Here is a 15,382-nt window from a genome sequence, read left to right on the forward strand (position 1 = left end):
TCGCGCCCTTGTTGATTGCTGCGTGTCTGCGAAATCGCGCCGGTGCTATTCCAGGGAATAGCGCCAGAAGGTCATACGCTGATTGTAGTTGAGCTGCACCGGATTATACGTGTTGCCGGCGTTGAGAAACTCAAGCTTGCGCACCGAATGCATGCCATTCTTGTCGGGTTGCGCGACGAATATGCTGTATCCGGGACCGTAGGAGGTCGACAGATAGACCGGCTCGCAGAAGGTCTGGAGATCCTTCGACCAGATCACGCCGATCTTTGAGTAGGTCAACGCGGCGTCATCGTCGCGGGCGTTGGCGAAGATGACGAATTCTCCATTATCGAGACGGGTCATCGTCATGGCATGGATATGACAGGCGCTTTCTGGCCGGTAGCAGGGATGCTCCGGGTCGACAAAATATTGCGCGAAGTAGGGCGCAAGGTCGGGCACGACCAGGGTGCCGTCGCGATAGAGCTTGAATGTCCGTGAAAAGCGGGCGTTCGATCCCACCCTGTTCGTGGCGTCGACTCCATCGAGATTGGCGCTGCGGACGATCGAATAGATAGCGTGCGATTGCTTGTCCCAAAAATGCGCCAACGGATAACGGTCCGCTCCATAGAGGCAGCTGTCGCCGTGATTCGCCGGATCGGCCACGGTGTCGGCCGTAGCGTCGCTCCACCGCGCGACGAAAGGCTCGCCATAACGGCCCTCGAAGGCGATGACGTTCTTGTAGACCGAATACGTGACCTGATTCTCCGGACATGGCGTGTAGTTGGCGAGCACGGTCAAAATGCTGATGCTGCCATCGTCACGGATGGCGACATGAGGATATTCCGGCGCGTAGGCTGGAGAGGGATATTCGGCGATGAGCTGTTTCGGCATCCACGGGCCAGTGTAAGGCGGAACTATCCTGGTGAGTTCGAGCCGGTGGCTCCGCGCAGGTCCACCGGTCCCGTATCCAGCGATCACGATTTCGCCGGTGGGCCCCATCGCTCCTCCGAGATAGCTCAGAAGCTCGTCACCGGGGTTCTCGAGCCTCGACAATAGGGTCCATGGGGCGGGAGCGGAGGCTTTTGGATCGAGCGAAAGCAGTTGGATGATGGAACGGTGATCCTTGGCGCGGACCCAGTAAGCGACCAGCAGCCTGGTTCCGTCGGTAAACAACAGCGGAGGATGATAGGCGAGCTCGGCCTGAAAGCCGTCCGGCGCGAAGGCGTGCCCCATATCGAGCGGTTGCGCGAACCTCTCGCCGCTTCTCAGGATTTCGACGCAGTACAGGCCTGGATTGGCGGGATCGCAAGGCGCGAAAATGGGCGCGTACTGATCGTCGCCGATGACGACGATCATTGGGCTCATTACGGCCCAGCCGATCGGGATCGAAGGCTGTGGCTTCCCATCTAGGAGATAGGACGTGTTCGCTGCGGCGCCCGCGGCTTCCAGTTTCATTTCCTCAACGAAGCCTTCCGCGCAAACCGTCCTGGAGACGACCGCAAGCCCGATGGAAATAACGCAGAGCAGAAGAAGGTAACCTGCTCTCATAGTTCGCCCGGTGGCATCGGAACGTTGATGGATTTCCTTTGCCCATATTCCGGACGCAGACTGCGCGCGCTGTCTGCCTTTACCGCGCAGGCTCTGGCTGCGTCCTGCACCCCGCGACCGCGACGACACGGGACAATCACCCTGCCACCAGCGACCGCGGATCGCGCACCGGCCAGCGGCCGGCTTCGACCAGCGCGATGAAGCGCTCGACCATCTCGTTGAACAGCGCCGGCTCCTCGAGGTTGAGCACGTGACCCGACTTCGGGAAGAACGAGAGGCCGGCGGCCGGCAGATGCTGCTTCAGGAACATGCTGGGCGCGATGCAATTGTCGTCCTCGTCGCCGCACAGGATCAGCGCCGGCGTCGCGGCGCGCTTGATCGCGTCGGTCATGGTGTAGATCGAGGGTCTGCCGCCCTGGAAGCTGCGCATCGTGTTGGCGGAGCCCCTGGCGTCGTGGCGGGCGAGCGCGGTGTAGAAGTCGGCGTGGCCGCGCGGATCCTTGACCAGGAACGGAATCCGGCTCGGCGCCTCGCGCGTCACCTTGGCGACCTCGACCGCGCCGATGCTCTCATATTGCTCGGCATTGGCACGGCACTGCGCGCGGAAGGCATCGAGATGCTCGAGGCTGGAGCCGGAGCCGACGGCGGCCAGCGTCATCGACAGCGCGCGCTCCGGCGCGTTGAGCGCGACCTGCAGCGACGAATAGGAGCCCATCGAGAGCCCGACGAAATGCGCCTTGGTGATGCCGAGATGGTCGAGCACGGCGAGCGCGTCGGTATAGAAGTGCTGGTAGGTGTAGACGTCGGCACTCGCAGGCACGTCGGACGGCGTGTAACCGCGCGCCGAATAGGCGATGCAGCGGTGGCCGCGCGCGAAGTAGCGCATCTGCGGCTCCCAATTGGTGTGATCGGCGGCGAACTCGTGCAGGAAGATGATCGGGCTGCCGCTGCCGGCCTCTTCGAAGTGGAGGCGGACATGATCTTTCGTCGTGGCGTAGGGCATTGAAATTCTCCTCTCGTTGGCCGCCTCCAGATTTGCAGTTAATTTTCGAGGCCGCAATGCGGCAGTTCCGGTTCTTTTCTCGTCATCGAATCATCGCGGAATGACCCAGGAATTGTTCCCGCAGTGCCGCATGAAATCTTCCTCGCGCCATCCCGATTTTCAAAACCACCGCCGTGTTCCCCCGGGAACGCGACGGGGAATTGGGGGCGTTACAGAGGATCTAGTGAAGTATGGTTCAGTTGCTTGCGTGTCGCCGGTCGCTTCGTGTTTTGGCGCTGGCTCTGTGTTCGTTCACTCTCGCCGTGATCTCCGCCGCTCCGGCCTCCGCCCGTCCGCATCCTTCACGTCACGCGCATTCGGCCCATGCCGGCCATCACGCGCGTCACTATGCCCGTCACCACTACCGGCACGCCGCACGGCTGTCGCGCGCCGAGCGCCGCGCACTCGCGCAGCCGGGCGGGATCATCGAAACCAACGCGGCGCCGTTGCCCGGCAGCGCTGACGCCGTGCCCAACACCGGCGGTGTGATTGCGGCAAGCGGCTTCGGCTCGTCCGGCATCGTGGCCGAGGCGCGCCGCTATCTCGGTGGCAATCCGACCGACCGCTCCAGCCTGTGGTGCGCCCGCTTCATGAACATGGTGCTGCAGCACACCGGCCATCGCGGCACCGGCTCCGACATGGCGAGTTCGTTCGCCAAATACGGCACGCGCGTTTCGGGACCGCAGGTCGGCGCCATCGCCGTGATGAGCCGCCGCGGCGGCGGCCATGTCGGCATCATCACCGGCGTCGATGCCAAGGGCAATCCAACCATGATCTCGGGCAACAGCGGCCACCGCGTCCGCGAGACGCGGGTCTCGCGCGGCCGCATCTACGCCTATGTGATGCCGACCAACTGATCGCTCGAAAGCGGGGCAGGGCGCGCACGCGCCTTGCCCGGCCTACGACGCTACAGGTCCCTCGGCGGCAATCGTGTCGCCGACGGCGGCGCCGCCATCGCTGATGATCTCGGCATAGATGCCGCATTCATTATTGCCGAAGCGCTGCATCAGCGTGTTCGGCACCGAGAGGTCGCGCGCGCCGGTATCGGGATCGACATTGACCGCGGCGCAGCGGGTGATGCGCTTCACCACCGTGGCCCGGGCGCTGCCGATCGCAATGGTCTGGTCGAGCAGGCTGGCTTCATGCCAGGCCGGCCAGCCCTCGACATAGAGGTTGGCGCGGAAGCGCAGCGGATGCACCGGCGCCTGCACCATCTCCTCGATCGCCCGCAGGCTCGCCAGATTGATGATCGAGACCACCTTGCGCGGCACGTCGGAGAAGCTGTGCCCGGGGCTGACCAACACCTTGGGCGGGCCCTTGATCTGGCCGGTATGACGATCGGCGAAATAGTGCTCGATTGCCGCGCGGCCTTCCGCGGTCTCAAGGTCGCCCTGGGCCACCATCGCGCCATCCCGGCGCAGCGTCAGCACGTGGCTGTCATCGTCAAAATGGGCGCGCAGCGGCGCCAGCCACTCGTCCCGCTGCAGCATCAGGAAATGCGGCTTCGGCAGCCATTTAGGCACCGAGGGATCGAAACCGCTCGGGCCGTTCTCGATCGCATAGCGGCGATCGGAGCGAATCGTCTCGCCGGCCTTGAGCTCTGCGTGCGGCAGCGGCTCGGGCGTGAGACCCTTGACAGGATAGCGATAGATGCCGGTGATCCGGGCAGAGGAAGCGTGCGTGTTGTCCATTCGCCCGCTCTAGCCTGTTTGGCGTGCGAGGAGAACTGCCGCCCGCGGGAAGGTACTAGTCGGCGCGCGCCGCTCCAGGCATGTCCAGCAGGCGCTGCATGAACACGAGATCGAGCCAGCGGCCGAACTTGCGTCCGACCTCCGGCATCCGGGCGACCTCGACGAAGCCGGCCTGCGCGTGCAGCCGCAGCGAGGCGGGATTGCCACCGTCGATGCCGGCGATCATGACGTGCTTGCCGAGCGCGGTGGCCGCGGCGATCAGTTCGTCGACGATGATCCGGCCGAGGCCGCGGCCGCGATGCTCGGCATGGATATAGACGCTGTGCTCGACGCTGTAGCGGTAACCCGGGAAGGCCCGGAAATCGCCGAATGTGCCGTAGCCGAGCACCGTCGCTCCCTCGACGGCCACCAGCACGGGATAGCCCAGAGCCTGCCGCGCCGTCATCCAGGCCAGCCTCTCGGCGTCGGAATCCTGCTTCTCCGTCCAGATCGCGTTCGAGTTGGCGACCGCCTCGTTGAAGATCGCGGTGATCGCAGGGATGTCCTGCTCGGTGGCGGGGCGGATAATCATCGGTGGTTCCTTGACGGGCCTCTTGAATGGATCCCATCGTCTACTATATAAGACGTTATGTCAATTATAGAGGACAAGGCCGATGAGGCTCTCGGGCGGCGGGTTCGCGCCGAACGGGAGGGCCGCGGCTGGTCGCTGGCGGACCTCGCCGGGCGGGCCGGCGTGTCCAAGGCCATGCTGAGCAAGATCGAGCGGGCGGAGGCAAGCCCGACGGCGGCGACGCTGTCGCGGATCGCCACGGCCTACGGTCTGACCATGGCCGCGTTGTTCGAGGTTGCCTCACACAATTCCCGCCTGCAGCGGGCCAAGGATCAGCCGGTGTGGCGCGATCCGAAGGCGGCCTATCTGCGGCGGCAGGTGTTCCTGCATCCGGCCAATCCGCTGGAACTGGTGGAGATCGAGCTGCCTGCGAGGCAGGAAGCCGGCTTTCCCGCCAGCGCCTATCACCTGGTCCGCCAGGTGGTGTGGGTGATCAGCGGCCGCCTCACCTTGATGGAAGGGGCGGAGCGCCATGAGCTCGCTGCGGGCGACCGCGTCGAGCTCGGTCCGCCGTCGGACATCGTCTTCCGTAACGAAACGGCTCAGCCCTGCCGCTACCTTGTCGCCATCGTGCGGCGCTGAGCTTCATCGGGTGAAATCGCAGACTGTGGCTCTTCCGTTTTGGAACCAAGTGCCCACATCTGCGGCAAGCCTGAAAAATGATGGCGACGACCAGAGGCTGGTTGAGGAACGTCAACGCGGCCCGCGGAAACCCAATGAAGATGCCGTTGTCATGCCTGAATGGGTGACGATGGCAGGCCGAGGGAAAACGAATGAACATTGAGAAGTACACCGAGCGCGCGCGCGGATTCATCCAGTCTGCCCAGTCGCTCGCAATGCGCGACGGTCACCAGCAGTTCTCGCCGCTGCATCTCTTGAAGGTGCTGCTGGACGACAATGAGGGACTCGCCGGCGGTCTGATCGACCGTGCCGGCGGCAATTCCAGAGCAATCCTGAAAGCGACCGAAGAGGCGCTGAACAAGCTGCCGAAGGTCTCGGGCAATGGTGCCGGGCAGGTCTACCTGTCGCCGGAGCTGGCGCGCGCCTTCGATGCGGCGGAAAAGGCCGCCGACAAGGCCGGCGACAGTTTTGTCACCGTCGAGCGGCTGCTGCTCGGGCTCACGCTCGAGAAGGGCAGCGAGGCGGCCTCCATCCTGAACAAGGGCGGCGTGACGGCGCAGAACCTGAATGCGGCGATCGAAGCGCTGCGCAAGGGCCGCACCGCTGATAGCGCGACCGCCGAGAACGCTTACGACGCGCTGAAGAAATATGCCCGCGACCTGACCCAGGCTGCGCGCGACGGCAAGCTCGACCCGGTGATCGGCCGCGACGAGGAGATCCGCCGCACGATTCAAGTTCTGTCGCGGCGGACCAAGAACAATCCCGTCCTGATCGGTGAGCCCGGTGTAGGCAAGACCGCCATTGTCGAGGGCCTGGCGCTGCGCATCCTCAATGGCGACGTGCCGGAGAGCCTGAAGGACAAGAAGCTGCTGTCGCTCGACATGGGTGCCCTAATCGCCGGCGCGAAATATCGCGGCGAGTTCGAGGAGCGGCTGAAGTCGGTCCTGCAGGAGGTCTCGACCGCCGAGGGCGGCATCATCCTGTTCATCGACGAGATGCATACGCTGATCGGCGCCGGTAAGACCGACGGCGCGATGGACGCGTCCAACCTGTTGAAGCCTGCGCTCGCGCGCGGTGAGCTGCACTGTATCGGCGCGACCACGCTCGACGAGTACCGCAAGCATGTCGAGAAGGATGCCGCTCTGGCCCGCCGGTTCCAGCCGATCTATGTCAGCGAGCCGACGGTCGAGGACACCATCTCGATCCTGCGCGGCCTGAAGGACAAGTACGAGCAGCATCACGGCGTGCGCATCACCGACTCAGCGCTGGTGGCCGCGACCACGCTGTCGAACCGCTACATCACCGACCGCTTCCTGCCCGACAAGGCCATCGACCTGATGGACGAGGCGGCAGCGCGGCTGAAGATGCAGGTCGATTCCAAGCCGGAAGAGCTCGATTCGCTGGATCGCGACATCATCCGGCTGAAGATCGAGCAGGAGGCGCTGAAGAAGGAGAACGATGCCGGCTCCAAGAGCCGCTTGCAGACCCTGGAGAAGGAGCTCGCCGGGTTGGAGGAGCGGTCGACGGCGCTGACGGCGCGCTGGAGCGCGGAGAAGAACAAGCTCTCCAATGCCCAGAAGCTGAAGAGCGAACTCGATGCGCTCCGCGTCGAGCTTGCCAATGCGCAACGTCGCGGCGAATTCCAGAAGGCGGGCGAACTGGCCTATGGCCGGATTCCCGAGCTGGAAAAGAAGCTCGCCGACATCGAGGCCCGAGAAAACAGCAGGCCGAACGGCGGCGAGATGATGGAGGAGGCGGTCACCGCCAACCACATCGCGCAGGTCGTCTCGCGCTGGACCGGCGTTCCGGTCGACAAGATGCTGGAGGGCGAAAAGGACAAGCTCCTGAAAATGGAGGACAGTCTCGCCAAGCGCGTCGTCGGCCAGGCTGAAGCCGTGCGTGCGGTGGCCACCGCCGTGCGCCGTGCTCGCGCGGGCCTGCAGGATCCGAACCGGCCGACCGGCTCGTTCATGTTCTTGGGCCCCACCGGCGTCGGCAAGACCGAGCTGACCAAGGCGCTCGCCGCTGACCTGTTCAACGACGAGACCGCGATGGTCCGCCTCGACATGTCCGAATTCATGGAGAAGCACTCGGTCTCGCGGCTGATCGGCGCGCCTCCCGGCTATGTCGGCTACGACGAGGGCGGTGCCTTGACCGAAGCCGTGCGGCGCCGGCCCTACCAGGTCGTGCTGTTCGACGAGATCGAGAAGGCGCATCCCGACGTCTTCAACGTGCTGTTGCAGGTGCTCGACGACGGCCGCCTGACCGATGGTCAGGGCCGCACCGTCGACTTCCGCAACACGCTGATCATCATGACCTCGAATCTCGGTTCGGAGTTCCTGGTGAATCAGCCGGAAGGCGAGGACACCGCGGCGGTCCGCGATCAGGTGATGGGCGTCGTGCGGGCGCATTTCAGGCCGGAATTCCTGAACCGCATCGACGAGATCATCCTGTTCCACCGCCTGCAGAAGAGCGAAATGGGCCGCATCGTCGAGATCCAGTTCGCGCGGCTGACCAAGCTGCTCGAGGATCGCAAGATCGAGCTCACGCTGGACGCCAAGGCGCGGGACTGGCTCGCCGAGAAGGGCTGGGATCCGGCTTACGGCGCCCGCCCGTTGAAGCGGGTGATCCAGCGCAGCGTGCAGGATCCACTGGCCGAGATGATCCTCGCCGGCGAGGTCAAGGACGGCGATCATGTCGTGATCTCGGAGAAGGGCAACGTGCTGACCTTCAACGGTCAGGTGCCCAAGACCGCTGAGATCGTGCAGTTCGAGGCTCCGGTCTCGAAGCGCAAGCTGAACTGAGTGCAATAACGAAAACCCTCCCCGCATGCCGCGGGGAGGGCAAATTACTCCTGCGGGGCGATGGGCGGTGAGGGCTCATCGTCCTCGCTGGGCTCGAGGTCGGACAGGATGTCGACCAGCTCGCGGGCGCGGCCGGTGGCCAGCGGCTTGCCGGCATTGATCAGCGGCTCGTCATTGGCGAGCCAGGCCTGCGCCTCGGCAAGCTCGGCCAAGGTTGCTCCCGATGCGATGATCTTGGCAATCGTAACATCGTCAGCGTGGCTGACGGCTTTCAACACGTCGTCACGGGTGAGGCTGGTCATGCGTGCCTCCTCTGCAAGGGGAGTCCAGCCTGGACAAGCCGAATCGGGTGTGAATCGTTCCGTTCGGAACGGTTTTGGAAGGTTTCCGCGGTCAGACGCGGGGTGACGTCAGCGGTTGGTGGTGGAGCGCGTCTGCGACGTGGAACTGGTCGCGTCCGAGACGATTCGCGAGCTGCCGCGGCTGGACATCTGGGCCTCGATCCGGTCGCGCTCCTTCTCGAAGTTCGCCAGCATCGGGCCTTCGAGCGAACGGCCGCGCGGCAGCTTCACGCGCATCGGGTCGACGAATCGGCCGTTGACCAGGATTTCGTAGTGGACGTGCGGGCCGGTCGACTGGCCGGTCGAGCCGACGAAGCCGATCACCTGGCCCTGCCGCACCTTCTTGCCGATCTCCATGCCCTTGGCGAAGGCCGACATGTGGCCGTAGGCCGTCTCGTAGCCATTGGCATGCTTCATGCGGATGTATTTGCCGTAACCGCCCTCGTATCCGACCTTCTCGAGCACGCCGTTGCCGGAAGCGAAGATCGGCGTGCCGTAGGCGGTGGCCCAGTCGACGCCGGTGTGCATCTTCACATAGCCGAGGATCGGGTGGCGGCGGCCGCCGAAGCCCGAACGCATGATCGCGTTGTTGACCGGCTTGCGCACCAGGAACTTCTTCGCGCTCTTGCCGGTCTCGTCATAGTAGTCGACGAGGCCGTCGTCGGAGCTCTGGAATCGGTAGTATTTCTTGGTCTCGCCGCCCACAGTCAGCGCGGCGTAGAGCACTTCGGTTTTTTCGGTGCTGGTGACGCCCTCGTCCTCGCCGGCAAAGAACACGTCGAACGAGTCGCCCGGCTGGACCTTGCGCTGGAAATCGACGTCATAGGAGTAGATCTTGACCATGTCTTCGATGACGGTCGGCGGCACCTTGTTGCGCAGCGCGGTCTCATAAATGCTCTGGTAGAGCCGCACGCCGCTGCCATCATCCTCGTCATCGTCGCTGGAATTGTCGGCGGTCTCGGTGACGGTGTTCATGCTCTGCACGTCGACGGCAACGTATTTTCCGAGATCGGACAGCGCAGCGACGGCCTCGATGACCGATTCGTTGGCGACGATCACGCGATAGGGCTGCAGCCTGACATTCGGTCCAGGCGCGGCCGGCGCCATCAGGATTCGTACCTTCTGGCCTTCCTTCAGGCCGCCGTCGCGGCCGCGCGGACCGAGCGTTGCGGCGATCGCCTTCGCCTCCTCGGGCGTTGCGCCCTGATCGCGCAGGATCGAGGTGATGCTGTCGCCCTTCCTGACGACGTGAACCCGTTCGCCGACCGGATTGCCGCCGGTGACCTGCTCTTTGGTCTTCGGCAGCAGGGTGACGTTTTCCGGCACCACGCGGGTCTCGAAGCCGGCATAGGGATCGGAGGTGTTGCCCTCGGTGGCGTAGGCCATCCTCATGTCGGGGCCGGCACCACTTGCGTCAGCCGCGGCATTGGCGAGTGAAGCGTAGCGCACCGAGCCGCCGGAGCCGCGCCAGTTGGCGGCGTCGCGGACCCGCATCAGCACGTCGTCGAGCGCGACGACGGCGGCGAGCTTGGCCTTCGGCAGCACGGAGCCGAGATCCTTGGTGACGAACGAGACCTCGGCGTCGGGCTCGGCCGCAGCATTCGGATCCTCGGCCGCCGCCGGCGTGTCGGAGCCGACATCGGTCAGCAGACGCTGCGCGTTGAACGCGGGGATTTTTGCCGACAGGTCGCTCGTGGTCATCGAGAGATTGCCGGAAATTCGGATGAAGGGCCGCACCCGCATCACGTCGCGATTGCCGACGCGGGTCACGGTCGACACGCGCACCAGGCTGCGGGAGGCGGAAGATTCGCTGGGCGGCGGCAGGCGGTCGCCCTTGTGCAGGCTGACGACGCGATCGTTGCCGGTGAACGCGCCGCGGAGCGCGCCTTCGACACGCTCCGGCACCTTGGCGAAGGTCATCTCGCCGTCGAGCGACGCAAAAACGGCGCCGCCGATTAGGGCCGCGCCACATAGTCCAGTCAGAATGGTGCCGCTAAACCATTGAACGGAGACACGGCGGCGGTCGATCACCGCGGCCTCGGTGCCGTCGACTGAAAGCGGCGGTTCGTGACCGAGATCGATCATCCCGGTCTCGCGCCCAATGCCGCTTCCGCGTGACGCCCGTTGGCTCAACCCGATATCCCCCCAAATTCCAGCAACTGCGATCGACCTCAGCTCGTCCTCGTCCCCACCTTGATCCCCCGAAGAGGAATCTCGGCAGTGTGGCGAGCCACACGCATCGAATTCGAGAAGCCGATGGCCATTAGCTAGCCGCGATCTCGAACGTCAATGGTGTGCAGATCTCTCGATGTTGCTCGGCCGCGAAGGGAAGAGGCGACGGATTTTTGGAGAAAATCGCCTGGTCCCCCAGAAAAACCGCCCCAGCCCCCACAGGTTACGAGCGGTTCAATGCATTCGTTATAGCCAGAACGTCGCAGGATTGTGGCTCAAGTGCGGCATTTGAGGTGGAAAAGCTTCCCTGAAAGCAGGTCGATGCCCGCCGCCCGGCCCCGGGGCGGCTGGAACCCGTTTTGGAGGGCCTCACGGGCCCCCCGGCGACGAACTTTTTTTAAAGTTTTTTGCCGCGAGGGCTGGGTGACGAATTTTTACCTCCGACCTAAGCCACGGAAAGCACGAGAATTTCTTCGCACTGCACAAGCGATTTGGGCGTGCGACGATTTGTTGACAATGGCCGTTGACAATCCCGAGGGGTGCGGACTATAAACCAACCACTGAGCGCGGCGCCGCCGGGTCACTGACCAAGGCGAGCGAACGCGCCACTGATGCTCCTCACTTCGATGAGTGACACAACAGCCGACATAAATCGGTTGAAGTTCACCGTCGGCCGGTGAAGGGTAGAACCACCCTCTAAGGGTGTGGGGTCATCGGATCCCGGGCTGTTTGACAAGTGAAGATGAAGAAAGAGAAACGTGGACGGCGGAGTCCTTGCGTCTCTCGGGATACTTGAAAGCTTCGGCTTTTGACTTCTGAGAGTGGACGAAAGACTTCGGCGGTACACGTTTTAAAGGTTACACCATCGCTGCCAACGATGTGAATCGCAGGCGGCTCGTTGACTTCGGTCGACGAAGAATGGTGGGACCTCGTCAAACGTTGTGATCAGCCGGTTCAAGGTTTCAAGTCCAACTTGAGAGTTTGATCCTGGCTCAGAGCGAACGCTGGCGGCAGGCTTAACACATGCAAGTCGAGCGGGCATAGCAATATGTCAGCGGCAGACGGGTGAGTAACGCGTGGGAACGTACCTTTTGGTTCGGAACAACTGAGGGAAACTTCAGCTAATACCGGATAAGCCCTTACGGGGAAAGATTTATCGCCGAAAGATCGGCCCGCGTCTGATTAGCTAGTTGGTGAGGTAATGGCTCACCAAGGCGACGATCAGTAGCTGGTCTGAGAGGATGATCAGCCACATTGGGACTGAGACACGGCCCAAACTCCTACGGGAGGCAGCAGTGGGGAATATTGGACAATGGGCGCAAGCCTGATCCAGCCATGCCGCGTGAGTGATGAAGGCCCTAGGGTTGTAAAGCTCTTTTGTGCGGGAAGATAATGACGGTACCGCAAGAATAAGCCCCGGCTAACTTCGTGCCAGCAGCCGCGGTAATACGAAGGGGGCTAGCGTTGCTCGGAATCACTGGGCGTAAAGGGTGCGTAGGCGGGTCTTTAAGTCAGGGGTGAAATCCTGGAGCTCAACTCCAGAACTGCCTTTGATACTGAAGATCTTGAGTTCGGGAGAGGTGAGTGGAACTGCGAGTGTAGAGGTGAAATTCGTAGATATTCGCAAGAACACCAGTGGCGAAGGCGGCTCACTGGCCCGATACTGACGCTGAGGCACGAAAGCGTGGGGAGCAAACAGGATTAGATACCCTGGTAGTCCACGCCGTAAACGATGAATGCCAGCCGTTAGTGGGTTTACTCACTAGTGGCGCAGCTAACGCTTTAAGCATTCCGCCTGGGGAGTACGGTCGCAAGATTAAAACTCAAAGGAATTGACGGGGGCCCGCACAAGCGGTGGAGCATGTGGTTTAATTCGACGCAACGCGCAGAACCTTACCAGCCCTTGACATCCCGGTCGCGGACTCCAGAGACGGAGTTCTTCAGTTCGGCTGGACCGGAGACAGGTGCTGCATGGCTGTCGTCAGCTCGTGTCGTGAGATGTTGGGTTAAGTCCCGCAACGAGCGCAACCCCCGTCCTTAGTTGCTACCATTTAGTTGAGCACTCTAAGGAGACTGCCGGTGATAAGCCGCGAGGAAGGTGGGGATGACGTCAAGTCCTCATGGCCCTTACGGGCTGGGCTACACACGTGCTACAATGGCGGTGACAATGGGATGCTAAGGGGCGACCCTTCGCAAATCTCAAAAAGCCGTCTCAGTTCGGATTGGGCTCTGCAACTCGAGCCCATGAAGTTGGAATCGCTAGTAATCGTGGATCAGCACGCCACGGTGAATACGTTCCCGGGCCTTGTACACACCGCCCGTCACACCATGGGAGTTGGTTTTACCTGAAGACGGTGCGCTAACCGAAAGGGGGCAGCCGGCCACGGTAGGGTCAGCGACTGGGGTGAAGTCGTAACAAGGTAGCCGTAGGGGAACCTGCGGCTGGATCACCTCCTTTCTAAGGATGATCCTTCAGATCAGCTCACGCTATCTATCGGATCGTTTTAGAAACATTCAGGGGCCAACAGTTTCAGGATTGTTGAGCTCCATTGGCGGGATTTCGCCGTCTTCGTTTCTCTTTCTTCGCGGACGAACACGCGCCAGGGGCTGAGCGCTGTGCGATGCACCGACTTCAGGTCGAGTGCGCGCCGGCATGTCTCTTGTGTTAGGGGCTTGTAGCTCAGTTGGTTAGAGCGCGCGCTTGATAAGCGTGAGGTCGGAAGTTCAAGTCTTCCCAGGCCCACCAGCCTTCGCGCTTCGCTGCTTCGGCTAGGCAGGCCCTTCAAGATGAAGGCTGCTGCGCCGCAGCCTTGGCGAAGGCGAGCGGGTATCAACAATGCGCTTCGTCTTCTGGTACGGGGCCATAGCTCAGCTGGGAGAGCGCGTGCTTTGCAAGCATGAGGTCGTCGGTTCGATCCCGTCTGGCTCCACCAGATGGAATTGAAGCTCGATAATGCCTCGTTCATATCGTCCGCGAAACATCACTTCGCACTCATTGGTCCGGATGGACGGTGACGTGCGTGTTTTCTGACATCGTAAAGAGGAGATCGATCCGAGTTTGGATCAAGCGAAGCAATTCGCCTGAGCCATTCATTATCTCCGGGATCATTTCGGCGCTCGCTTTCAATCGCAAGATTGGATGCGGGTTGTAAATGATCCCTTTTAGCGAAGCTTGACCGCCTCGCTATCGGGCCGATCTTACGAAGCAAGCTGGTCTTTCTAGTCAATGTCCGGCTGTGCAATCGCATTCATCGAGGATGCGTGCCTGAGACTTCGGTCTTCGGGCAGTTGTGCAGACAACATTCTGCCGAGTGTGTGGACATTGATAATGAGAGCAATCAAGTGCCTTAAGGGTGTTCGGTGGATGCCTTGGCGCTGAGAGGCGATGAAGGACGTGCTACGCTGCGATAAGCCGTGGGGAGCTGCGAAGAAGCTTTGATCCGCGGATTTCCGAATGGGGAAACCCACCTTCGATAGCCGGAACTCCAAGACCTTGTGTGTTGGGGTTCGACCAGAAATGCGAGAAATCAGACCGCGAGGTTTTGGATTTCCGGTTATCAAGAGAAGGTATGAGACCTCCGAATAAAATAGGAGGTTTTAAGCAAACCCAGGGAACTGAAACATCTAAGTACCTGGAGGAAAGGACATCAATCGAGACTCCGTTAGTAGTGGCGAGCGAACGCGGACCAGGCCAGTGATACATCAAAGACAATCGGAACCTGTCAGGAAAGCAGGGCCTCAGAGGGTGATAGCCCCGTACGAGTAATGCGATGATGTATCCACGAGTAAGGCGGGACACGTGTAATCCTGTCTGAACACGGGGGGACCACCCTCCAAGCCTAAGTACTCCTCAGCGACCGATAGTGAACCAGTACCGTGAGGGAAAGGTGAAAAGCACCCCGACGAGGGGAGTGAAATAGACCTGAAACCGGACACCTACAAACAGACGGAGCCCAAGATACGTTCTGGGTGACGTCGTACCTTTTGTATTATGGGCCAGCGACTTAATTTAACGAGCAAGCTTAAGCCGATAGGCGAAGGCGTAGCGAAAGCGAGTCTGAATAGGGCGTCAAGTTCGTTGTATTAGACCCGAAACCTAGTGATCTAGCCATGAGCAGGTTGAAGGTGAGGTAACACTCACTGGAGGACCGAACGGGTGTCTGTTGAAAAAGACTCCGATGACTTGTGGTTAGGGGTGAAAGGCCAATCAAACTGGGAAATAGCTGGTTCTCCGCGAAAGATATTTAGGTATCGCCTCGGATGAATACCTCAGGGGGTAGAGCACTGGATGGGCTAGGGGGACTTACCGTCTTACCAAACCCAACCAAACTCCGAATACCTGAGAGTACTATCCGGGAGTCACACGGCGGGTGCTAACGTCCGTCGTGGAGAGGGAAACAACCCGGACCTACAGCTAAGGCCCCTAATTCGTGGCTAAGTGGGAAAGGATGTGGAAATCCCAAAACAACCAGGAGGTTGGCTTAGAAGCAGCCATCCTTTAAAGAAAGCGTAACAGCTCACTGGTCTAAATAAGGGTTTCTGCGCCGAAGATGTAACGGGGCTCAAGCCACGAG

Annotated in this window: 9 protein-coding genes, 2 tRNA genes and 2 rRNA genes (1 of these 13 cut by a window edge); 7 read left to right on the plus strand and 6 right to left on the minus strand. The window is 61.6% G+C overall.

Features of this window, described 5'->3' with window-relative positions; all coding sequences use genetic code 11:
• Positions 1-45: 45 nt before the first annotated feature.
• Together QA635_RS05985 and QA635_RS05990 are read right to left on the minus strand one after the other, a co-directional pair.
• Complete coding sequence (locus QA635_RS05985) at positions 46-1,527, minus strand: hypothetical protein (RefSeq protein ID WP_283067778.1); 1,482 nt, start codon at positions 1,525-1,527, stop codon at positions 46-48.
• A gap of 136 nt (positions 1,528-1,663) precedes the next feature.
• Positions 1,664-2,530: an alpha/beta fold hydrolase gene (locus tag QA635_RS05990; protein ID WP_283067780.1), complete on the minus strand. Its 867-nt coding sequence runs from the start codon at positions 2,528-2,530 to the stop codon at positions 1,664-1,666.
• Between the two features lie 230 nt (positions 2,531-2,760).
• Here QA635_RS05990 and QA635_RS05995 point away from each other — a divergent pair, with 230 nt between their 5' ends.
• Positions 2,761-3,426, plus strand: coding sequence for a TIGR02594 family protein (locus tag QA635_RS05995; protein WP_283067782.1), 666 nt, complete (start codon positions 2,761-2,763; stop codon positions 3,424-3,426).
• Between the two features lie 42 nt (positions 3,427-3,468).
• Here QA635_RS05995 and QA635_RS06000 read toward each other — a convergent pair whose 3' ends face one another.
• Together QA635_RS06000 and QA635_RS06005 are read right to left on the minus strand one after the other, a co-directional pair.
• Positions 3,469-4,260, minus strand: coding sequence for an MOSC domain-containing protein (locus tag QA635_RS06000; protein WP_283067784.1), 792 nt, complete (start codon positions 4,258-4,260; stop codon positions 3,469-3,471).
• 55 nt (positions 4,261-4,315) lie between these two features.
• Positions 4,316-4,831 carry a GNAT family N-acetyltransferase gene (locus QA635_RS06005; protein ID WP_283067786.1) on the minus strand — a complete coding sequence of 172 codons (516 nt, stop codon included), beginning with the start codon at positions 4,829-4,831 and terminating at the stop codon, positions 4,316-4,318.
• 57 nt (positions 4,832-4,888) lie between these two features.
• Between QA635_RS06005 and QA635_RS06010 the strand changes: the two genes are divergently transcribed.
• Both QA635_RS06010 and clpB read left to right on the plus strand, forming a co-directional pair.
• Positions 4,889-5,452, plus strand: coding sequence for a helix-turn-helix domain-containing protein (locus QA635_RS06010; RefSeq protein WP_168858416.1), 564 nt, complete (start codon positions 4,889-4,891; stop codon positions 5,450-5,452).
• Positions 5,453-5,643: 191 nt separating this feature from the next.
• Positions 5,644-8,295 carry an ATP-dependent chaperone ClpB gene (gene clpB / locus QA635_RS06015; RefSeq protein WP_283067789.1) on the plus strand — a complete coding sequence of 884 codons (2,652 nt, stop codon included), beginning with the start codon at positions 5,644-5,646 and terminating at the stop codon, positions 8,293-8,295.
• Positions 8,296-8,339: 44 nt separating this feature from the next.
• Here the strand turns inward: clpB and QA635_RS06020 are convergent, their stop codons facing one another.
• A complete protein-coding gene (locus tag QA635_RS06020) occupies positions 8,340-8,597 on the minus strand; it encodes a hypothetical protein (protein ID WP_283067791.1) in 258 nt (85 codons plus the stop codon).
• A 108-nt stretch (positions 8,598-8,705) separates the two neighbouring features.
• Complete coding sequence (locus QA635_RS06025) at positions 8,706-10,769, minus strand: M23 family metallopeptidase (RefSeq protein ID WP_283067793.1); 2,064 nt, start codon at positions 10,767-10,769, stop codon at positions 8,706-8,708.
• Positions 10,770-11,777: 1,008 nt separating this feature from the next.
• On the opposite strand from QA635_RS06025, the gene QA635_RS06030 reads away from it, so the two are divergent.
• The 4 genes from QA635_RS06030 to QA635_RS06045 all read left to right on the plus strand — a co-directional run.
• Positions 11,778-13,266: ribosomal RNA gene (locus QA635_RS06030) — 16S ribosomal RNA — on the plus strand.
• 211 nt (positions 13,267-13,477) lie between these two features.
• Positions 13,478-13,554, plus strand: a tRNA-Ile gene (locus QA635_RS06035).
• A gap of 111 nt (positions 13,555-13,665) precedes the next feature.
• Positions 13,666-13,741, plus strand: a tRNA-Ala gene (locus tag QA635_RS06040).
• 403 nt (positions 13,742-14,144) lie between these two features.
• Positions 14,145-15,382, plus strand: a 23S ribosomal RNA gene (locus QA635_RS06045) (it continues 1,608 nt past the right edge of the window).
• Together the 16S and 23S rRNA genes with 2 tRNA genes alongside form the textbook arrangement of a ribosomal RNA operon.

The organism is Bradyrhizobium brasilense (assembly GCF_029714345.1).
In the GTDB taxonomy this organism is placed as follows: Bacteria; Pseudomonadota; Alphaproteobacteria; order Rhizobiales; family Xanthobacteraceae; genus Bradyrhizobium; species Bradyrhizobium australafricanum.

Bases quoted from the DNA above. Each gene is read 5' to 3' on its own strand.
- QA635_RS05985 (WP_283067778.1), bottom strand. From the start codon at position 1,527: ATGAGAGCAGGTTACCTTCTTCTGCTCTGCGTTATTTCCATCGGGCTT.
- QA635_RS06005 (WP_283067786.1), bottom strand. From the start codon at position 4,831: ATGATTATCCGCCCCGCCACCGAGCAGGACATCCCTGCGATCACCGCG.
- QA635_RS05990 (WP_283067780.1), bottom strand. From the start codon at position 2,530: ATGCCCTACGCCACGACGAAAGATCATGTCCGCCTCCACTTCGAAGAG.
- QA635_RS05995 (WP_283067782.1), top strand. From the start codon at position 2,761: ATGGTTCAGTTGCTTGCGTGTCGCCGGTCGCTTCGTGTTTTGGCGCTG.
- QA635_RS06020 (WP_283067791.1), bottom strand. From the start codon at position 8,597: ATGACCAGCCTCACCCGTGACGACGTGTTGAAAGCCGTCAGCCACGCT.
- QA635_RS06000 (WP_283067784.1), bottom strand. From the start codon at position 4,260: ATGGACAACACGCACGCTTCCTCTGCCCGGATCACCGGCATCTATCGC.
- clpB (WP_283067789.1), top strand. From the start codon at position 5,644: ATGAACATTGAGAAGTACACCGAGCGCGCGCGCGGATTCATCCAGTCT.
- QA635_RS06010 (WP_168858416.1), top strand. From the start codon at position 4,889: ATGTCAATTATAGAGGACAAGGCCGATGAGGCTCTCGGGCGGCGGGTT.